Here is an 18,069-nt window from a genome sequence, read left to right as displayed (position 1 = left end):
ACGACGCCTCACAATCCGTTATTTCGGATATCCCGTGATCTCACGAATGCTCTGATACAGAGGTTTCATACGCTTATACATTTTGCGATAAACCTCTTTGTATAAGCGGTCATACAGTCTTACCGTTTTGAATTCAGGCTCAAATACCTGACCGACACGGGTCATCTGCATAATCGCCGTACGGTAATCAGGATAAATTCCCAGACCCACGGCACAGTTAATGGCCGCGCCCAGCCCTGAGGTTTCACTGGTATGCGGACGCTCAGCGGTCATACCAAAAATATCCGCCGTCAGCTGCATGGCGGCATCACTTTGCGAACCACCACCAGATACCCGCAAACGGGTAATCGGCACCCGGCTGCGCTTTTCAATCTGCTCTTTACCCTGACGCAATTCATACGCCAGACCTTCGAGAATGGCGCGGTAAATATGAGCGCGCTTATGCACATCGCCAAAACCAATTAAGGCCCCCTTGCCTTCCGGGCCTGGCTGACGCACACCCGGCGACCAGTAAGGCTGCATCATCAGCCCCATAGAACCCGCCGGTACCTGATTCACCAGTTCATCAAACAACTGCTCTGCCTCAACACCGCGTTCGGCCGCCAGTCGCTGCTCGTTATGCGCCAGCTCTTCCTTGAACCAGCTCACCATCCAGAAACCGCGGTAAATCATCATCTCGGTATTGTAATGACCGGGAATGGCCGCGGTATAAGGCGGAATAAACGGAATGGTTTCAATGTATTTTGCCGTTGTGGTGTTAATCGTGGCGGTCGTGCCATAACTCAGACAACCGATATGCGCATCAAGTCCACCTGCCCCCATCACCTCGCAGGCTTTATCGGACGCCGCTGCAATCATCGGCAACCCGGCCGGCAATCCGGTTAATGCCGCAGCACTGGCCGAAATAACGCCCAATTGCTCACCCGGCGCGGCCAGCTCCGGCATCATCTCACGGGTCGCAGACAGCAGCTTCCATTTCAGGTCAGAAGGTTTGGCCCACTGCTGACGTTTATAGTCGTAGGGTAGATAGCCGACGATGGAACCGGTCGAATCTTTTAATTCACCGCTCAGGCAATACGTCAGCCAGGCCGATAAATTCACGTAATAACGGGTTTTTGCCCAAACATCCGGTTCGTGCTGCGCAATCCAGTTATCCCGTGCCTTGGCCCGCATCTCACGAATTAAATGACTCAGCCCGAGGGTTTTAATCAGTACACCCCAGATGCCACCAACCGGTGTTTCCACCTCAGCCTGACGCTGATCCATCCAGACAATGGCCGGACGCAGCGGCTGAAAATTTTCATCAAGGTTGATCATGGTGTAACGCTGCGTTGTCAGCGACACGCCGCGAATCTGATCTGGAGTTACCGTACCCTGCGCCCACAAGCGCCGGAAGGCTTCCTGAAGATTTTCCCAGTAATAACCGGCATCCTGTTCAGCCCAGCCCGGATGACGGGAAAAGTACGGTTCAATGGTCACTTTGCTTTTGGCAACTTCATTACCCTGCTGGTCAAATACCAGCACGCGTACACTTTGGGTGCCATTATCAATTGCCAGTAAATATTCCGCGTTTGCCATACTGCTGAGCTGCCTGATTCTTTTTATCGTTGTGATAAAACGCCACAACAGACTGCCCGCAAAGGCAGTATATTGCGGCGCTTATATTATTTAGGAATGCTGTAGTGCTTGTTCCAGATTGCTTTGTAACGCTCAAGCTCTTGCTGAAAGTGAGCATCATCCCAACCCAGTTCTTCGGCACAGACCGCACGGATTTTATCGGTAAATCCAAGCCCGCCCTGCTCCAGCAGCAAACCGAGACGAGTACGGCGCAGCAGTAAATCATCCAGATGTTTAACCGACTCATTTGCTGCAGCCCAACGTAACTCAGCCCACAGGGTACGACTGCCGGGAATCACCTCAAGCTCGCCATCTTTAGCCAGATTTAATAATGCGTCCAGATCCATGCCAAAATGGCCACTCAAACGCTTCTGCAGATAGCCAGGTAAAGTCTGATATTTTTCATGTTGAGAAACAGAAGGCGTGAAAATCTGCGCACCGAATTCACCGGAAGGAAAACGCTTAATGTATTTACGTGCTGCTTCAAGTGCATCCAGCGCAATCAGACGGAACGTGGTTAATTTACCACCACTGACACTGACCAGGCCTTTATCATCCCAGACGCTGTGATCGCGCTTTTCTTTCGATGGATTTAAAGCACCGGAAGATACCAGCGGACGTACCCCGGCCCAGCTGGAAATAATATCTTTCTCGACCACATCCGCTTTCGGAAACTGATAACGGGCGACTTTTAATAAATAATCCAGTTCAGCCCGGGTCATACTGGCTTCACTGTTATCGATACCGTTGTTATCCAGATCGGTCGTGCCGATCACGGTACGGCCTTCCCACGGGAAAATAAAAATCGGCCGTTTATCATCCGGGTGCATCGCCGTAAATGACTGAGCAACCGGCAAACGCCAGGCCGGTACAACAATATGGCTGCCACGTGCCGGACGGATTTTTTTATCATCCGTCATCTGGCCGCGCAGTTCATCCGCCCAGGCACCGGTGGCATTAATCACCACATCAGCCTTAACGTCATAAGCTTCGCCTGTGAGCACATCTTCCACACGGGCACCGACAACCTGCTCACCATCTTTCAGCAGTTGTTTAACGCCAACATAGTTCAACACCACAGCACCGTCTTTCTGCGCTTCACGCAGCACGCGAACCACCAGACGGGCATCGTCGGTAACCGCATCAGCAAACTGGGTGCCACCAATCAGTTCGTGTTCATTCAGCAACGGGCTTAAATATTCAAAATCATCGCGCTTGAAATAATGGCGGTAGCGTTTACCGGCAAAAAAATCATAGATGCGCAGCAGCGTATTAAATACAAAAGGTCCGGGAAAACCGCCCTTATAATGCGCCATCAGATAACCCATCTGATCAACCAGACCCGGCGCTTCTGTCATCAGGCGCTCACGTTCCTGCACCGAATGCATAGTGGTTTTCACATCACCGGCGGCGATATAGCGCAGACCACCGTGCACCATTTTCGATGACCGGCTTGAGGTACCCCAGGCAAAATCCTGGCGCTCAAGCAACAGGACTTTCAGACCACGACGGGCGGCTTCACGGGCAATCCCCGCACCGGTAATACCGCCACCGGCAACGATTACATCCCAGTGCTGCGGAGCACTCTTTAACTGCTCCAGCTGATGCTCGCGCTGTCCTGGTGCCCATGCTGTTTGCGACATACTGCTCTTATTTCCTGTCCGGCGTTTATTGAGTAATGGGTGAGAATGTAGTTATTAATCAGGGGCTGTTCAGATGTACTAAACCGCCCCCGGGAGGAATGTTATTCCACGGTGGACTCAGTCTGCTCCTGCTGTGTCTTTCTTACAGCATTCTCTGCAATGTTTCCGTCCTGATTTTTTTCCAGCAAAGTCCCCGGATTAAGACGCTGTTGCGGATCAAAATCCTGCACCAGGGTATTCAGTACGCGCATACCCAGCGCGCCTTTTTCCGCTGGCAGATACGGCGCATGATCTTTACCAACGCCATGCTGATGCGAAATCGTCGCACGACCACGGGCAATCACCGAAGATGCTTTGTGTTTCAGTTTGCGCCAGCGTTCCAGGGTTTCTTCGTAGCTGTCGGCACAGCGGAAGAAATACGTGGTGTAAATACTGGAGCCCTGGGTGTACATATGCGAAAGGTGAGTAAATACCATCACTTCTTCGCCATCGCTGCGCAGCGCCGTTTCCAGTGCGCTTTCCACATCGGCCATTAACTGATCGATATTATCCCAGTCGGTCGAGGTTTCCAGTGTGTCCACGGCAATACCACGGGCCCAGGTGGTTTCACGCAGGTAAGGGAATTTAAAGCGGCCATGAGACCAGATACTGCCCATAATATTGGCCAGAGGGCCACCGACGCCACCGTGGGCTTTTAATACTTTACGGATCTGCTTCAGTGAGGTTTTGTTCTGATATTTAGTGCCAGTGACACCATAGGTCAGCATGCAGCGCTCATCGCCCATTCCCATAAAACGCAGGAAACGGTCCAGTAATTTAAACTGCTTTTCCTGAGTGCCCAGATGCAGGTGGGCTTTAGCCTCTTTGGCATTACTCACGCGCATCATCGACATCGGTACTTTGTTCTGTACCAACTCGCGTACGGCCGTTTTCGCCGCCTGCCAGTTTGGCATAAAGACCACGAAGAATTTTTCCTCTTCCGCCATCCGTGTCACTCGTACCTTCACTTCAGTAAAGATGCCCATGCGCCCTTCCATGCCCATGGTGATTTCACGCATATCCGGACCCGCGGACGATGCCGGAATGGTCGGAATATCCATAGTCCCCAGCAGGGTTTCCATGCGTCCACCGGCAAACATTTGTTCAATACGACCGTAACGCAGCGACTGCTGGCCACTGGAGCGGGAAGCAATCCAGCCACCAATGGTTGAAAGCTCCCAGGATTGCGGAAAGTGTCCCAGCGTGTAACCACGGGCACGCAGCTGAGATTCCACCAGCGGCCCCGGTGTACCGGCACCAAAGGTGGCGATCTGGCTTTCTTCGTTAAGCTCCATCAACTGGTTCATACGACCCATATCAATGGTCAGGATCGCACGCTGACTGGCCAGCGGCGTGATATGCCCCGCCACCGAAGTACCACCACCGTATGGAATAACGTCCACATCGTGCTCAACGGCATAATCCAGCAGCTCACGAACCTGAGAGCTGGTTTCCGGATAGGCAACCCCGTCAGGAAAAACCCCGAAGTCCCCACTGCGCATGGCCAGCCAATCCGGAAAACTTTGTCCACGGGCATGACGTACACGGTCTTCAGCTGCCGTTACCACCAGGGGGTGAGCAGGCAAGCGGGATGGCGGAACCTGAGCCATAACCGACTCCAGTGTGGCATCCGGCAAAGCTCTGGTTTCCCCGATGATGGAGTGAATGAGACGCTCACCATGTGCAGGCACCTCTTTGATATAACTTTCATCACCCCAACCATTCCAGCGACGACCCATGTTGTAATCCTCAATGTCCGTTAGACCCAATTCGCAGAGAGCGCTAAGATACAGCGAAGCCTGAGCGCTGGCACTGACAGTTTGAGACAGAGACGTAGTATATTCAGCCAGTCAGACAAATCCCGGCACCAGCCCCATGCAGCTATAACAACAAGATGATGCACATCGGATGAACTCTCAAGACTTATTAGGTAGCGCTTCATCTGCTGCTATCCGTCAGTACCTGCGGGCGGCGCAGGACTACGATATTGAACCGATCCAGGCCCTGGATGCTGTTGGCATGCCTCATGGCATTATGGATAACAGCATCAGCCGCACCCACGGCCGTGCCTTCCAGAGCCTGATCCGCTGGCTGATCGAACAGACCCGCGACCCGTTGTTCGGCTTAAAAAGCTCACGTTATGTGCAGCCCGGCTCTTACAGTCTGGTGGGTTACATGGCGATGAACTGCCGCACCGCACGCGAGGCGCTGCACATTACCCCGGAATATGAAGCCATCGTTGGCGACATGGGTGTTACCAAAATCGAAAAATACGGCCCGCATCTGGCCATGCGCTGGGTCTGCCAGTACGACGACCCCGTGGTGCGCCCACACATGATCGATAACGTGCTTGGCAGCTGGCTGGTATTCGCCCGCTGGCTGGCGGACATGCAGGACGGCAAGCCCGACCGTGTTCTGTTCGAGCGCAGCAAACCGGCCCCTGCACTGCTGGCAGTCTACGAAGATATTTTTCAGGCTCCGCTGGAATTCGGTTGTGACCGCAGTGCACTGATTTTCCCGGAACCCATCCTTGATACACCTCTGCGCCAGCCCGACCCAACGCTCCTGGCCACACTGGAACAGCAGGCAGCCAGCGTTATGGCTGAGCTGCAGGAAAAGCACCCGATTGTGATGCAAACCCGCTCACTGCTGCGCAGCCTGATGGAGGAAGACCTGCCGCGGCGCGACAAAGTCGCCGCCGAACTCGGCATGACCGAGCGCACGCTGCAGCGTCGTTTGCAGGAAGCCGGTACCGGCTACCAGCAACTGCTCGATGATTTACGCCGCGAGGTAGCAACCAACTGGCTGCGCACCACCAACATACCGGTCAACGACATCGCCGCCCGCCTGGGCTTTAGCGAGGCCCGCTCGTTCCACCGCCGCTTCAAGGCCTGGACAGGTATGACCCCTGGCGAGTACCGGGGCAAATAAGCCCCGGCCACTCTTACTGAAGCTGACGTAAAAAATCTATTGAACAGCGTTCAGAACCACCCTATATTGAACGCCGTTCAAAATCATTCAGGTGAATCAGTATGGCCCGCCGCCAGGATCACACCCCTGTACAATTGCAACAACTGACCATGGATACGGTGCTCGCCCTGCTGCAGCAGCAACCGGCCAGCAGCCTCAGTCTGCGCCAGATTGCACGCGAGGTCGGCTATTCCCCCGGCACGCTGATCAACCAGTTTGGCAGTTATGGGTTGTTGCTGCTGGCCGCTAACGCCCGCACTCTGGATCAGATATACCGTGAATTATGCGCCGCGATTGAGCAGGCAGACTCACCACAACAGGCGCTGGAAGCCTGCGCCATGAGTTATCTCAACTTCGCCAGCCAGCACCCGCATCAATGGCGATTACTGTTTGAGCATCAGCTACCGGAACAGGAAAACCTGCCCGACTGGCAACAACAACGAATCGACAATGTATTCACTCTGCTGCAACAGCAGCTCGCCATACTCAAACCCGGCACCACCGCCGCCGACTGCGCCCAAACCGCACGGACGATCTGGGCCAGCGTACACGGCATCTGCGTGCTGGCTCTGGACGATAAATTATTTACCCCGGGCAATATCAGTGGTAACAGCATGATTCTCTCGCTGCTGCACCATTATTTACCCGGCTGGATTAACGCTAAGGAAGACCGCCATGCATAACCAACAGGCCACACAAGGACATCAGCCATGAGTCAGCACAGTCAGTTCACCCTGCTCGGCAAACGCCGCTTTCTGCCGTATTTTATTACTCAGGCACTGGGCGCGTTTAACGATAATTTATACAAAAATGCGCTGTTATTGCTGATCGCTTTCAGCGGCATTATTGCCGAAGAAGATTCCGCACTGTACACCAACCTCGCAGCGGGTTTATTTATTCTGCCGTTTTTCCTGTTTTCGCCAATCGCCGGTCAGATCGCCGATAAAATGGAAAAATCGCGTTTAATCCGCAGCGTTAAATTACTCGAAGTCGCCATCATGCTGATTGCTGCGGCCGGCATTATTACCAACAACATGCTGCTGATGATGACCCTGCTGTTTTTGATGGGGCTGCAGTCGGCATTGTTTGGCCCGGTAAAATTCGCCTTACTGCCGCAACAGCTGCATAAAGACGAACTGGTGGGCGGTAATGCACTGGTTGAGATGGGTACTTTTCTGGCCATTTTAGGCGGCACGATTACCGCCGGTTTATTATTTGATTTGAGCGCTGCCAAATACTGGATTGCTGCAGGTGTTATCTTTTTTGCTGTACTGGGTTATTTCAGCAGTCGCTTTATTCCAACCGCTGAAGCCGGTGACCCACAACTGACTATTAACTGGAATCCGCTTACCGAGCTGGTAAATACACTGCGCAATGCCCGCCAGCAACGCGCCGTGTATTTATCCATTATGGCCATCAGCTGGTTCTGGTTTTTAGGCGCCAGTTACCTGACCCAGTTTCCGAATCTGGCCCGCGATCATTTAGGCGGCAATCCGCAAATCGTTACCCTGCTGTTAACTCTGTTTTCTGTCGGCGTAGCCGCAGGCTCGCTGCTGTGCGAAAAACTATCCGGTCACAAAATTGAGCTTGGTATAGTACCGATCGGTTCACTGGGCATGAGCATTTTTGGTATTGACCTGTACTTTGCCATCAGCAGTCTGAATATCAGCTCCGACCTCAGCGCTCTGGCGTTCGTACAGAATGCCGACCACTGGCGCATGATGGCGGACATCGCACTGATCAGTTTGTTTGGCGGTTTATATGTTGTGCCACTGCAGGCGTTAATTCAGCAGCGCAGTGACGAAAAAATGCGCGCCCAGACCATCGCAGCCAACAACGTGATGAACGCACTTTTTATGGTTGGTAGTGCCGCTTTCGGCATCATCAGCCTGGTGATTATGAAGTTATCCATCGCCGAATATTTCTGCGTGATTGCCATCATGAATATTGTCGTCGTCGGCTACGTCTATTCGCAGGTACCGGAATTTGCCCTGCGTTTTGTTATCTGGATGCTGTCGCACACCATGTATCGCGTAAGCCATAAAGGCATTCAGAATATTCCCGAAGAAGGCCCGGTTGTATTAGTCTGCAACCACGTCAGCTATGTTGATGCCTTACTGATTGCCGGTGCCTGTCCGCGCCCTATACGCTTTGTTATGGATCGCGGTATTTCAGAAATGCCGGGGATGAAATGGTTTTTCCGTCTGGCCAAAGCCATTCCGATCTGTTCGCCTAAGGCCAATAGTGAGGTCTATGAAACGGCCTTCCGCCGCATTAAAGAAGAGTTAGCCGATGGCCAGGTGGTGTGTATTTTTCCTGAAGGAAAACTGACGCAAACCGGAGAAATTGAACCCTTCCGTGCCGGCATCGAACGTATTATTGCCGAAACTCCAGTACCGGTTATTCCAATGGCTCTGGACGGTTTATGGGGCAGTTTTTTCAGCCACAAAGACGGACTGGCACTCACCAAAACACCACGACGTTTCTGGTCACGGGTGGGTTTAACTGTGGGCCAGCCACAATCACCTGACAGCATCAGTGCTGCGGGTCTGGAAGATGATGTACGAAACCTGCTAAAAACAAACAGCTATTAATAATGTAAGCCTGCTGCCTGACAACGCAGCAGGCTTAATCTATTACATGCAATGCTCTGTATTCATCCAGAGCAAACTGATCTGTCATACCACTGATATAGTCCAAAATCAGTCGGCAGCGAAAGTAAAGCTCCCAAGCATTATCTGACAAAATCTGAAGCTCCGGTTCATCCAATAGTCTTTTAAAACCATCCAGCGTAACAATTGCACTAGCGTAAGCTTTAAGGTGTTTACCCGGTAATTTCTTAAACAAACGGGTTTCATACAACGGAGTTTTATATTGTCCGGAAAACATTGCTTCAAACGTTGAGCGATCAAGAGTCAGCAGGGGTTTATAGATATCCAACAGCCCGGTAATGATGCGGTAGCCCTGCAACTCCTGCGCTTCAACTTCCGGATGATTAAAGACGTGCTCCACCGCAATATTTTTCAGAGTTTGCAACAATACGTGATTGGCGCTCAGATCCTCCACCAACGCCTGATCGTAGCAGCCAGAAAATATATCGCTGATATTATCAACAAAGCGGCTTGCGGCATGTTCAACCGCTTTAGTATTAATACCAACCCGCAGAGAGACAAAAAAATTCCCTTCCAGTTCAGATTTTCTGTATGAGGCCAATGCCTGTGAAGTGATTTTTTTCATCCAATCAGCATGATCCGGACTAGCGAAAGTCACTCCGTCTTTTGTCAGAGCTTTATTACCACAGAACAAGTCTTCATACTCACGATTCAGCAGCCCAGACAACTCGTCAATCTTCAGAATTCCTTTTTCTACAGCATCTTCTATATCTGCTATGCAGTAGGAAATATCATCGGCAGCCTCCATTACGTAGGCGAAAGGTGAGCGCCTGCCCGCAGCCATATTGAGAGCATCCCCCACACCCCGCAGCAATGCGATTTCACTGAGATAAAAGCCCACTTTTTTCTGTAAATAGGAATTTTTAGGTTTTTGCTGATCACCGCGACGGGTATATTTGAGTAAACCTGACAACTGACTATAAGTCAGATTCAAAGCCTGCAGCGTATCCACAATCCTCAGTCCCTGAGCATTACCCTCAAAGCTACACAAATCCCGCCTCAGGGGGGTAAGATGCTCCTGATCATCCGTGATGCAAGCCCGATCAAACAGCACACCGATATTACCATCGCACCATTGATTGATGGCCGCCTCACCAAAATGACCAAAAGGCGGATTGCCAATATCGTGCATCAGACACGACATATCGACGATACTTTCAAACTGACGTTCAAGCCCTGCCAGCCCGTATTCTTGCAGCAGTCCTTCATCTGTCAGTTTTTTGATAATAGTCTGACTGATATGTCGTCCGACCTGCTGCACCTCCATAGAATGTGTCAGACGACTGCGCACAGCAGCATTACGCTCTAAAGGAAAAACCTGAGTTTTCTGCTGCAGGCGACGCACGGCTGCAGAATTAATAATCCGGCCGCGGTCACTTTCAAAAACGGCCAGAGGCGTTAGCTGATCCGTAGCTGTAGATACCGGTGAAGTATTCCAGCGGCGGGCACCGCTGATACGCTGTTTGAAATCAATCGCCATCTTTTACACCTGTCCATACGTGATAGAAACAAGATGACAGCAATTAAGATTATCATCAAGCAGCTACAGACAGGCTGAGTCATAACACTTTCCGCTTAGGATATGTGTGCTAATAGTGACTCAAACACTCGTTGCGGGCTGATCTCACGATAACAGGGCGGCTGAATATCGCCGGACTCATTCTTCAGGCAGGTTTTCGACAGGCAGGGAGCGCAATCGCTGTAACCGCTGCGCATGACTTCAACCTGAGGCCCCAACACGCCGGTCAGGGTTGAATCGGTGGCGCCATAAATAGCCACGGAGGGTACTTCCAGCGCGGCAACCACATGGGATAAACCGGTATCCACGCCAACCACGGCCTGCGCATGGGCCAGATAAGCATTCAGCGCATTGAGGCCCATTTTTGGCAGTACCTCAACACCATCCAGCCCGTCAGCAATACGTTCGGCGCGCTGTTGTTCTTCATCATTCCCCCAGGGCAGAACGACTTTACGGCCACTGGCCGCCACCATAGCTGCCAGCTCACGCCAGTAAGCTTCCGGCCAGAGTTTGGTGATCCAGGTCGTGCCGTGCAGGAACAGCCAGTAATCACCGTCAACCGCCGGCCGCGGCCAGCGTGTGCGGTCAACGCCATAACTCAGCCCATCCGGCACCTCATAACCCAGTACCTGAGCAAACAGCTGGCGCACCCGTGGAATAGCATGCTGCCCTTTCGCCACCGCCTGCGGATGCTGATAGGCCAGCGCCGCCAGCGGCTCACGGCAACTGTGCTTATCCAGACCAAAGCGCGGACCGCGGGCCATGCGGGTAAATACCGCGCTTTTAATCAGGCCCTGAGCATCGAGCACCACATCGTATTCAGTGGCGCGCAGATCACGCCAGAAGGCTTTCATTTCTGCACGATTGGCTTTATCACGCAGATTTTTGCGCCAGCGCCGCCAGGCCACCGGGATGACTTTTTTTACTGCCGGATGCCAGGCCGGAATCGCAGCAAAAGCTTCTTCCACCACCCAGTCGACTTCCAGTCCGGGAATCGCCCGCCAGGCATCTTCCAGCGCCGGCAGGGTGTGGAATACATCCCCCAGCGATGAGGTTTTAATCAGCAGGACTTTCACGGCAATTCTCCATCCACAGAAACGTCTATCTGGCTCAGCCAGCGGCTTATTCTTTTTCGGGAGCGCACTTTATACCAAGCCAGCGGCGATTCAAACGGCAAACGCCTGCCGGCTGGCTTGACAATACAGCGGGTGGCGGCAACCATGCCCGCCTTTATCAGGCGCTAAGGTGTATTGTGTTCAAATCGTGGAAATTCTGGCTGGGGCTGACCTTATTACTGGCACTGATCTGGCTGGTTGAACGCAGTTACGGCTGGGACGCCGTGGTACAGAGCTGGCAAAGCATCCCTCCGCAGCAGGTTGCGATTGCCATACTGCTGATGCTGCTGAGCTACATACTGCGCGCACTGCGCTTCTACGACTTCTTCTGGCAGCAATGCCGCGGGCAATTTTTACGCCTGACACGCATCACCGTGCTGCATAACTTCTTCAATAATATGCTGCCGATGCGCAGCGGCGAAACCGCCTTCCCCCTGCTGATGAAACAGCATTTTGATGTGCCCTATCGTCACAGCGGCCCGGCATTATTGTGGCTGCGTCTGCTCGATCTGTACGCCCTGCTGGTACTTGCCGCGCTGTCACTGCACACCCAGCTGGACGTCGGCAACAGCGTCAAACTGCTGCTGGCTGCCGCCCTGCTGACCGCACCGCTGCTGGTACTGCCACTGCAGAATGCCCTCAACCGTTTTCTGCTGGCGCACCCCAGCAAACTGGCCAACCGTGGCGCCGAGCTGATGCACGCCCTGCCCAAATCACCCTGGAGCTTCGCCCGCGCCCTGTTCTGGACCCTGATCAACTGGGCACTGAAGCTGGCGGTCTATGCCTGGCTTTTGGCGCAATTTCTGGATCTGCCCTACAGCCAGAGCTGGATGGGTGCGACCACCGGCGAACTGAGCAGTGTGTTACCGATTCATGGCGTGGCTGGCGCCGGCACCTACGAAGCTGGGGTACTTGCGGGCCTTCTGCCCTGGGGCATTGATCACGCCAAAGCACTGGCTGCGGCGGTAAACCTGCATCTGTTTGTACTGGGCAGCACACTGCTGCTGACGGCTCTGATTACACTGCTGACCCAGCGCCTGCGGCTGCCGGCAAAGGCTGCAGACAACGGCTGAAACCCTGCCCATCGGGAACTTCAGCGCTGACAAAGCCACTGAAAGACAGCGATCAGGGTACAGGGTGGCACACTGAGTTTTCATCAGCGGCCGTGCTCGTTATTTTCCTGTCATCCCCTTTTGGGTATGATCGCGGTTCTTTTTACATCGCGCGCCGTGGCGGTGCCGGTTTTACTGTTATCAAACCGGCTCATGGCGCCCGCAATTCCTTTTTACAGAGTGGTAATGACCTTGACTGAGGCAAATACATCCGCGGCAACCCAGAAGCCTTCACTGTCTGTAGTGATTCCTATGTTCAACGAGATCGAAAACGTTGGCCCTATGGTCGCACGCGTGCATGAAGGTCTTGCCAGTTACAACGGCGACTGGGAACTTCTGGTCGTTGATGATGGCAGCACCGATGGCACGCCTCAGGCTCTGAAAAAAGAATCCGAAAAATACGGCAGCCACGTACGTGTGGTTGAACTGCGCCGTAACTTCGGCCAGACCGCCGCGATGCAGGCCGGTATTGATGAAGCCCGCGGCTACCTGATTGCCACCCTCGACGGCGACCTGCAGAACGATCCGGCCGATATTCCGCGCATGGTCGACCATCTGCTGGAGAATGATCTGGATCTGCTCACCGGCTGGCGTAAAAACCGTAAAGACGATCTGGTGCTGCGTAAGATCCCATCGCGCATCGCCAACCGCCTGATTGGTAAAATCACCGGTGTACGTATCAATGACTACGGCTGCTCGCTGAAAATTTACAAATCTTCGGTCATCAAACAGGTTCGTCTGTATGGTGAAATGCACCGCTTTATTCCGGCCTGGGTGGCGGCGGTCGTTCCACCAAGCCGTATTGGCGAAATTGTGGTAACCCACAACGCACGGGTTGCCGGTGAATCCAAATACGGTATTTCGCGCACCTTCCGCGTGATTCTTGACCTGTTATCGGTCTATTTCTTCATGCGCTATCGCGCCCGTCCGGGCCACTTTTTTGGCTCTATCGGTCTGGCACTGGGTTCGATGGGTGGCCTGATGATGACCTATCTGGCTTTTGTGAAATTCATTCTGGGTGAAGACATCGGCAACCGCCCGCTGTTTTTAATTGCCGTGGTCTGTGTGATTGCTGCCCTGCAATTCCTCACCACCGGCGTATTGTCTGAGCTGATTTCACGTACTTACTTTGAATCATCCCAGCGCCAGCAATATGTGATCTACCATCCTGCGGCCGATGCCGACAAAGGTGAACCGGGCTGGAATCAGCAACAAAATACAGCAACCGCTGCAACCACTACCCAGACAGAGGCCAACGCTTCAGGTGGTGACGATCAGCATGCCAGCTAAGTTGCAATACCGCCTCCCGGGCCTGCAGATCCCTCTGTGGCTGCTGCTGGTTCTGGTGGGCTTTTTCTTTGCCAACCTCAATGGGTATCTGCTGTTTGATCATGACGAGGGCGCCTTCAGCGAGGCGACCCGCGGCATGTTTGAGCGTGGCGACTTTATTACCACCTGGCTTAACGACCGGGTGCGTTTCGACAAACCCATCCTGATTTACTGGCTGCAGGCCGCATCTATCTCGGTATTCGGCACCGAAGTCTGGGCCTTCCGCCTGCCTTCAGCGCTGGCCGGTCTGGGCTGGACACTGGCCATATTCGCTTTTGTACGCCGCCATCTGGATGAAAAAACCGCCATCATCGCCGCGCTGATGGCCGCTGCCAGCCTGGGCATTAATATGATCGCCCACGTTGCCACCGCCGACGCCTTACTCAACGCCCTGCTGGCCACCACACTGCTGCTGATGTACAGCTACAGCCGTCAGCCCGCCAACAGCCTGCTGGTTGCAATCTACGCGTTAATGGCTCTGGGTGTACTGACCAAAGGGCCGGTGGCTGTGGCTATTCCCTTTATGGTGGCTGCTCTGTTCTACCTGAGTCAGGGCCTGCGGGCAGAGTTTCTGCGCGCGATATTCTTTATTCCCGGCTGGATTCTGTTCGTTGCCATCGCCGCGCCCTGGTACATCCTTGAGTATCAGGCACAGGGACAGGCCTTTATTGACGGCTTCTTCCTTAAGCACAATGTCAACCGCTTCAACAATGCGATGGAAGGTCACGACGGCGGCTTCCTGTTCTACCCGCTGGTACTGCCTTTTGTGCTGGCGCCATTCGGTGCCCTGTTGCTGCGTATTGTGCCGTCTGTACGCAATATCCTGCCGGGCAAAGACCCGCTGGATGCTTTCCTGTGGATCTGGTTTCTGGTGGTGCTGGTGTTATTCAGTCTGGCCAGTACCAAGCTGCCGCATTACATCCTGTACGGCTGCACACCACTGGTGATCCTGATGGCGCGCTACCACGCCTGGCTGCAGAACCGCTGGTTCGCCCTGCTGTTCCCGGCCCTGCTGTTTGCTGTCATGGTCGCGTTCCCACTGCTGATTCCGGTGGCCGAACAACGTCTGACCAACCCGATTGAGATCGCCGTCGCCCAGCGTGCCGGACATTACTTTAATCAGGACTTCGCCATTCTGGCCGCGCTGGCCGGCATCGTCAGTCTGACCCTGATCCTGTGGCGCCGCTATCCGTTATGGAGCCGCCTGGTCATGGTTGGTGGCGTACAAACTATCTTCGTCTGGTTCCTGTTTGTACCGGCTTTCAGCGAAGCGCAGCAGCGCCCGGTCTGGGAAGCGGCACAGTTTGCCAAGACGCTGAATGAGCCGGTCTATACCCAGTCCATCGATATGCCGAGCTTTAACGTCTACCTGAACAAAATCACTCACCGCCGCCCACTGGAAATTGGCGAGGTCGGCTTTGGCCGTGAAGATCGCTTAGCTAAAGACAGCGAATATTATGATGTGCTGTTCCAGTCGGGCCCGATTCAGATTGTGCGCCGCATCGCGGCACCAGCCTCTGAGTCTGAATCCGCACCAGCCCCTGCTGCGGAGCAGCCATGACACAGCAGCCGACTCTGGGCAGCACGCCATTACTGACACTGGCAGCACTGATGCTCAGCGCGGCGTTATGGCTGTGGCTGAGCAACGCGAACCAGGCCCTGTTTTTACAGTGGAATCACGCCGGCGGCATGCTGCCTGACTGGTTGTGGGCCAATCTGACGCTGGTTGCCGACACGCTGTTTGCCGTTGCTGTGCTGCTGATTGCTGCCTGCTACCGGCCACTGCTGCTTACCCAGTCACTGGTCTTACTGATTCTGGGCGCGGTTTTTGTGCATTTTTTCAAAAGCACACTGGACGTTGCCCGTCCGGCCGCAGTGCTCAGCCATGACAGCTTCACCATTATTGGTTCAGTGCTGAAAGGACACAGCTTCCCGTCCGGCCATTCTTTTACCGCATTAAGCTGTGCCGGCCTGTTATGGCTGAACAGCAAGCGTCTGAGTGTTGGTCTGTTGATTCTGCTCTTAGGGTTGTCGGCAGCGCTGAGCCGGGCGATGGTCGGCGCCCACTGGCCGCTGGATATTCTGGTAGGTGGTGCCTTCGGCCTGCTGTTCGCTAGCCTGAGCGTTACTCTGGTCAATCGTTTGCACTGGCTGCAGGCCCATGGCTGGAAATTATTCAGTGCCCTGTTGCTGACACTGGCTTCGGGCTACCTGGCCTTTCATGAAGATGGCTATCCGTTTACCGATCCGCTGGCGATCACTGCCAGTCTGGGCGCGGTCATCACCGCACTGGTCAAAATCTGGTTGCCGTTTGTGCGTTTACTGCGACAGCAGAACGCTGGCAGCTGAGTAACAGGGGCAGCTTAATGCCCCCTGTTTTATCGTATTCTGCTGAAATCAGGCACCAAACAGGTCGAAGGTAATACCGCCATCATCAGACTGATCAAGCCAGCCCTTGGGCTTGGAGAAGGTCTGCTCCATCTGTGCCGCCACGGCATCCGTGATTTTCCGCGTCGGTTTTTCCCCCAGCATCGCCAGCATCCGGTCTTCGTCCTGCCCCAGACAAGCAGCCATGGTCTCCACATCCAATGCATTCTCCAGCATCAGCTCCTGCGCCCGGCGCCAGCGCACATCTTGATCAGCCATCACTAATACAACCCTTTTTCTTTCGATTAAAGACTATTGGTTAACAATATTTTTCTTTATGCCTTTTTGACGACTGCTATATAGTGGTGGCCGCCAAAGGATTGAAATATTACCTCAATATTTCTGTCATAGGCTGTACAGGATTTCATTTCGTTAATAAGAATCAGAGTATCAGTTATGCGTCGAGTCGTGGTTACAGGTTTAGGAATCGTAGGTTGTCTGGGTAATAACAAAGATGAGGTACTGGCATCCCTGCGGGCACAGCGCTCTGGTATCAGCTATATGCCGGAATATGCCGAACTCGGCCTCCGCAGCCATGTTGCCGGTAAACCAAAGATCAACCTGGACGAAGTCATCGACCGCAAGCTGAAGCGTTTTATGGGTGACTCCGCCGCGTATTCTTATTTATCCATGCGTGAAGCCATCGAAGATTCAGGCCTGACCGCCGACATGGTCAGCAATCCCCGCACCGGCCTGGTTGCCGGCTCCGGTGGCGCCTCATCCAGCGATATCGTTGAGTCTGTCGATATCCTGCGTGAAAAAGGGGTCCGTAAAGTTGGTCCATATCGCGTGACCCGCACCATGGGCAGCACCGTGTCGGCCAACCTGGCCACCCCCTTCTCGATTAAAGGTGTGAATTACTCGATGACCTCAGCCTGTGCCACCAGTGCACACTGTATCGGCCATGCAATGGAACTGATTCAGTGGGGCAAGCAGGATATCGTGTTCGCCGGTGGCGGCGAAGAAGAGCACTGGTCTCTGAGTATGCAGTTTGATGCCATGGGTGCCCTGTCGAGCAAATACAACGATGCTGCAGAAACGGCATCCCGCCCATACGACGCCACCCGTGATGGTTTCGTTATCGCCGGCGGCGGCGGCATGCTGGTACTGGAAGAATACGAACACGCCGTAGCGCGTGGCGCGACGATTTACGCTGAGCTGATCGGCTATGCGGCCACTTCCGATGGTGCCGACATGGTTTCACCATCCGGTGAAGGTGCCGTGCGCTGCATGCAGGATGCGCTGGCCATGGCCGGCAATCCAACCATTGATTACCTGAACACCCACGGCACCAGCACGCCGGCGGGTGACATTACCGAACTGCGCGCTGTAGGCCAGGCCTTCGGCGACAAAGTACCGCCAATCAGCTCAACCAAATCCCTGACCGGCCACTCACTGGGTGCCGCCGGGGTACAGGAGGCTATTTACAGCCTGCTGATGCTGAAGCACGGTTTTATTACCGGTAGCGCCAACATCACCGAAAAAGACGAAGGCACTGCTGGCTTCCCCATCGTGACCGAAAACCGCGACGCCGCGCTTAAAACCGTGATGTCGAACAGCTTTGGCTTCGGTGGGACCAACGCGACCCTGATTTTTCAGTCCCTCTGAAAAAACGTGTACTGAGTC

At 53.8% G+C, this 18,069-nt stretch carries 14 protein-coding genes; 8 read left to right on the top strand and 6 right to left on the bottom strand.

Going from position 1 to position 18,069, the window contains the following annotated elements:
- Positions 1–18 precede the first annotated feature (18 nt).
- The 3 genes from HUF19_RS07870 to HUF19_RS07860 all read right to left on the bottom strand — a co-directional run bounded on the left by HUF19_RS07870 (position 19) and on the right by HUF19_RS07860 (position 5,038).
- Positions 19–1,578, bottom strand: a complete 1,560-nt coding sequence (locus HUF19_RS07870) for an FGGY-family carbohydrate kinase (RefSeq protein ID WP_260999265.1) — start codon at positions 1,576–1,578, stop codon at positions 19–21.
- A gap of 86 nt (positions 1,579–1,664) precedes the next feature.
- Positions 1,665–3,260 (bottom strand): glycerol-3-phosphate dehydrogenase/oxidase, encoded by a 1,596-nt coding sequence (locus HUF19_RS07865; RefSeq protein WP_260999264.1) that lies wholly within the window; start codon positions 3,258–3,260, stop codon positions 1,665–1,667.
- A 101-nt stretch (positions 3,261–3,361) separates the two neighbouring features.
- Complete coding sequence (locus tag HUF19_RS07860) at positions 3,362–5,038, bottom strand: FAD-binding oxidoreductase (RefSeq protein WP_260999263.1); 1,677 nt, start codon at positions 5,036–5,038, stop codon at positions 3,362–3,364.
- 169 nt (positions 5,039–5,207) lie between these two features.
- On the opposite strand from HUF19_RS07860, the gene HUF19_RS07855 reads away from it, so the two are divergent.
- From HUF19_RS07855 to HUF19_RS07845, 3 genes are all read left to right on the top strand, one after another.
- Positions 5,208–6,230 (top strand): AraC family transcriptional regulator, encoded by a 1,023-nt coding sequence (locus HUF19_RS07855; protein ID WP_260999262.1) that lies wholly within the window; start codon positions 5,208–5,210, stop codon positions 6,228–6,230.
- Between the two features lie 101 nt (positions 6,231–6,331).
- Positions 6,332–6,952, top strand: coding sequence for a TetR/AcrR family transcriptional regulator (locus HUF19_RS07850; protein WP_260999261.1), 621 nt, complete (start codon positions 6,332–6,334; stop codon positions 6,950–6,952).
- 27 nt (positions 6,953–6,979) lie between these two features.
- Positions 6,980–8,863, top strand: a complete 1,884-nt coding sequence (locus HUF19_RS07845) for an MFS transporter (protein WP_260999260.1) — start codon at positions 6,980–6,982, stop codon at positions 8,861–8,863.
- A gap of 34 nt (positions 8,864–8,897) precedes the next feature.
- Here the strand turns inward: HUF19_RS07845 and dgt are convergent, their stop codons facing one another.
- Together dgt and waaC are read right to left on the bottom strand one after the other, a co-directional pair.
- Positions 8,898–10,421 (bottom strand): dGTPase, encoded by a 1,524-nt coding sequence (gene dgt, locus HUF19_RS07840; RefSeq protein ID WP_260999259.1) that lies wholly within the window; start codon positions 10,419–10,421, stop codon positions 8,898–8,900.
- A gap of 95 nt (positions 10,422–10,516) precedes the next feature.
- A complete protein-coding gene (gene waaC, locus HUF19_RS07835; protein ID WP_260999258.1) occupies positions 10,517–11,536 on the bottom strand; it encodes a lipopolysaccharide heptosyltransferase I in 1,020 nt (339 codons plus the stop codon).
- Positions 11,537–11,712: 176 nt separating this feature from the next.
- Between waaC and HUF19_RS07830 the strand changes: the two genes are divergently transcribed.
- From HUF19_RS07830 to HUF19_RS07815, 4 genes are all read left to right on the top strand, one after another.
- Positions 11,713–12,648 carry a lysylphosphatidylglycerol synthase transmembrane domain-containing protein gene (locus HUF19_RS07830; RefSeq protein ID WP_260999257.1) on the top strand — a complete coding sequence of 312 codons (936 nt, stop codon included), beginning with the start codon at positions 11,713–11,715 and terminating at the stop codon, positions 12,646–12,648.
- Between the two features lie 225 nt (positions 12,649–12,873).
- Positions 12,874–13,977, top strand: a complete 1,104-nt coding sequence (locus tag HUF19_RS07825) for a glycosyltransferase family 2 protein (RefSeq protein ID WP_260999256.1) — start codon at positions 12,874–12,876, stop codon at positions 13,975–13,977.
- The gene (locus HUF19_RS07820) at positions 13,967–15,577 is read left to right on the top strand and encodes an ArnT family glycosyltransferase (protein WP_260999255.1); all 1,611 of its coding nucleotides are present in this window, start codon (positions 13,967–13,969) and stop codon (positions 15,575–15,577) included. Before HUF19_RS07825 ends, HUF19_RS07820 begins: the two co-directional genes overlap by 11 nt.
- Complete coding sequence (locus tag HUF19_RS07815; RefSeq protein WP_260999254.1) at positions 15,574–16,365, top strand: phosphatase PAP2 family protein; 792 nt, start codon at positions 15,574–15,576, stop codon at positions 16,363–16,365. Before HUF19_RS07820 ends, HUF19_RS07815 begins: the two co-directional genes overlap by 4 nt.
- Positions 16,366–16,413: 48 nt before the next feature.
- Here HUF19_RS07815 and HUF19_RS07810 read toward each other — a convergent pair whose 3' ends face one another.
- Positions 16,414–16,665 (bottom strand): hypothetical protein, encoded by a 252-nt coding sequence (locus tag HUF19_RS07810; protein WP_260999253.1) that lies wholly within the window; start codon positions 16,663–16,665, stop codon positions 16,414–16,416.
- 174 nt (positions 16,666–16,839) lie between these two features.
- Between HUF19_RS07810 and fabB the strand changes: the two genes are divergently transcribed.
- A complete protein-coding gene (gene fabB, locus HUF19_RS07805; protein ID WP_260999252.1) occupies positions 16,840–18,051 on the top strand; it encodes a beta-ketoacyl-ACP synthase I in 1,212 nt (403 codons plus the stop codon).
- Positions 18,052–18,069 lie beyond the last annotated feature (18 nt).

This window comes from Thalassolituus hydrocarboniclasticus (assembly GCF_025345565.1).
GTDB lineage: Bacteria > Pseudomonadota > Gammaproteobacteria > Pseudomonadales > Oceanobacteraceae > Venatoribacter > Venatoribacter hydrocarboniclasticus.
Note: the sequence above shows the minus strand (reverse complement) of the source record. Positions and strands in the feature narration are given on the sequence as shown.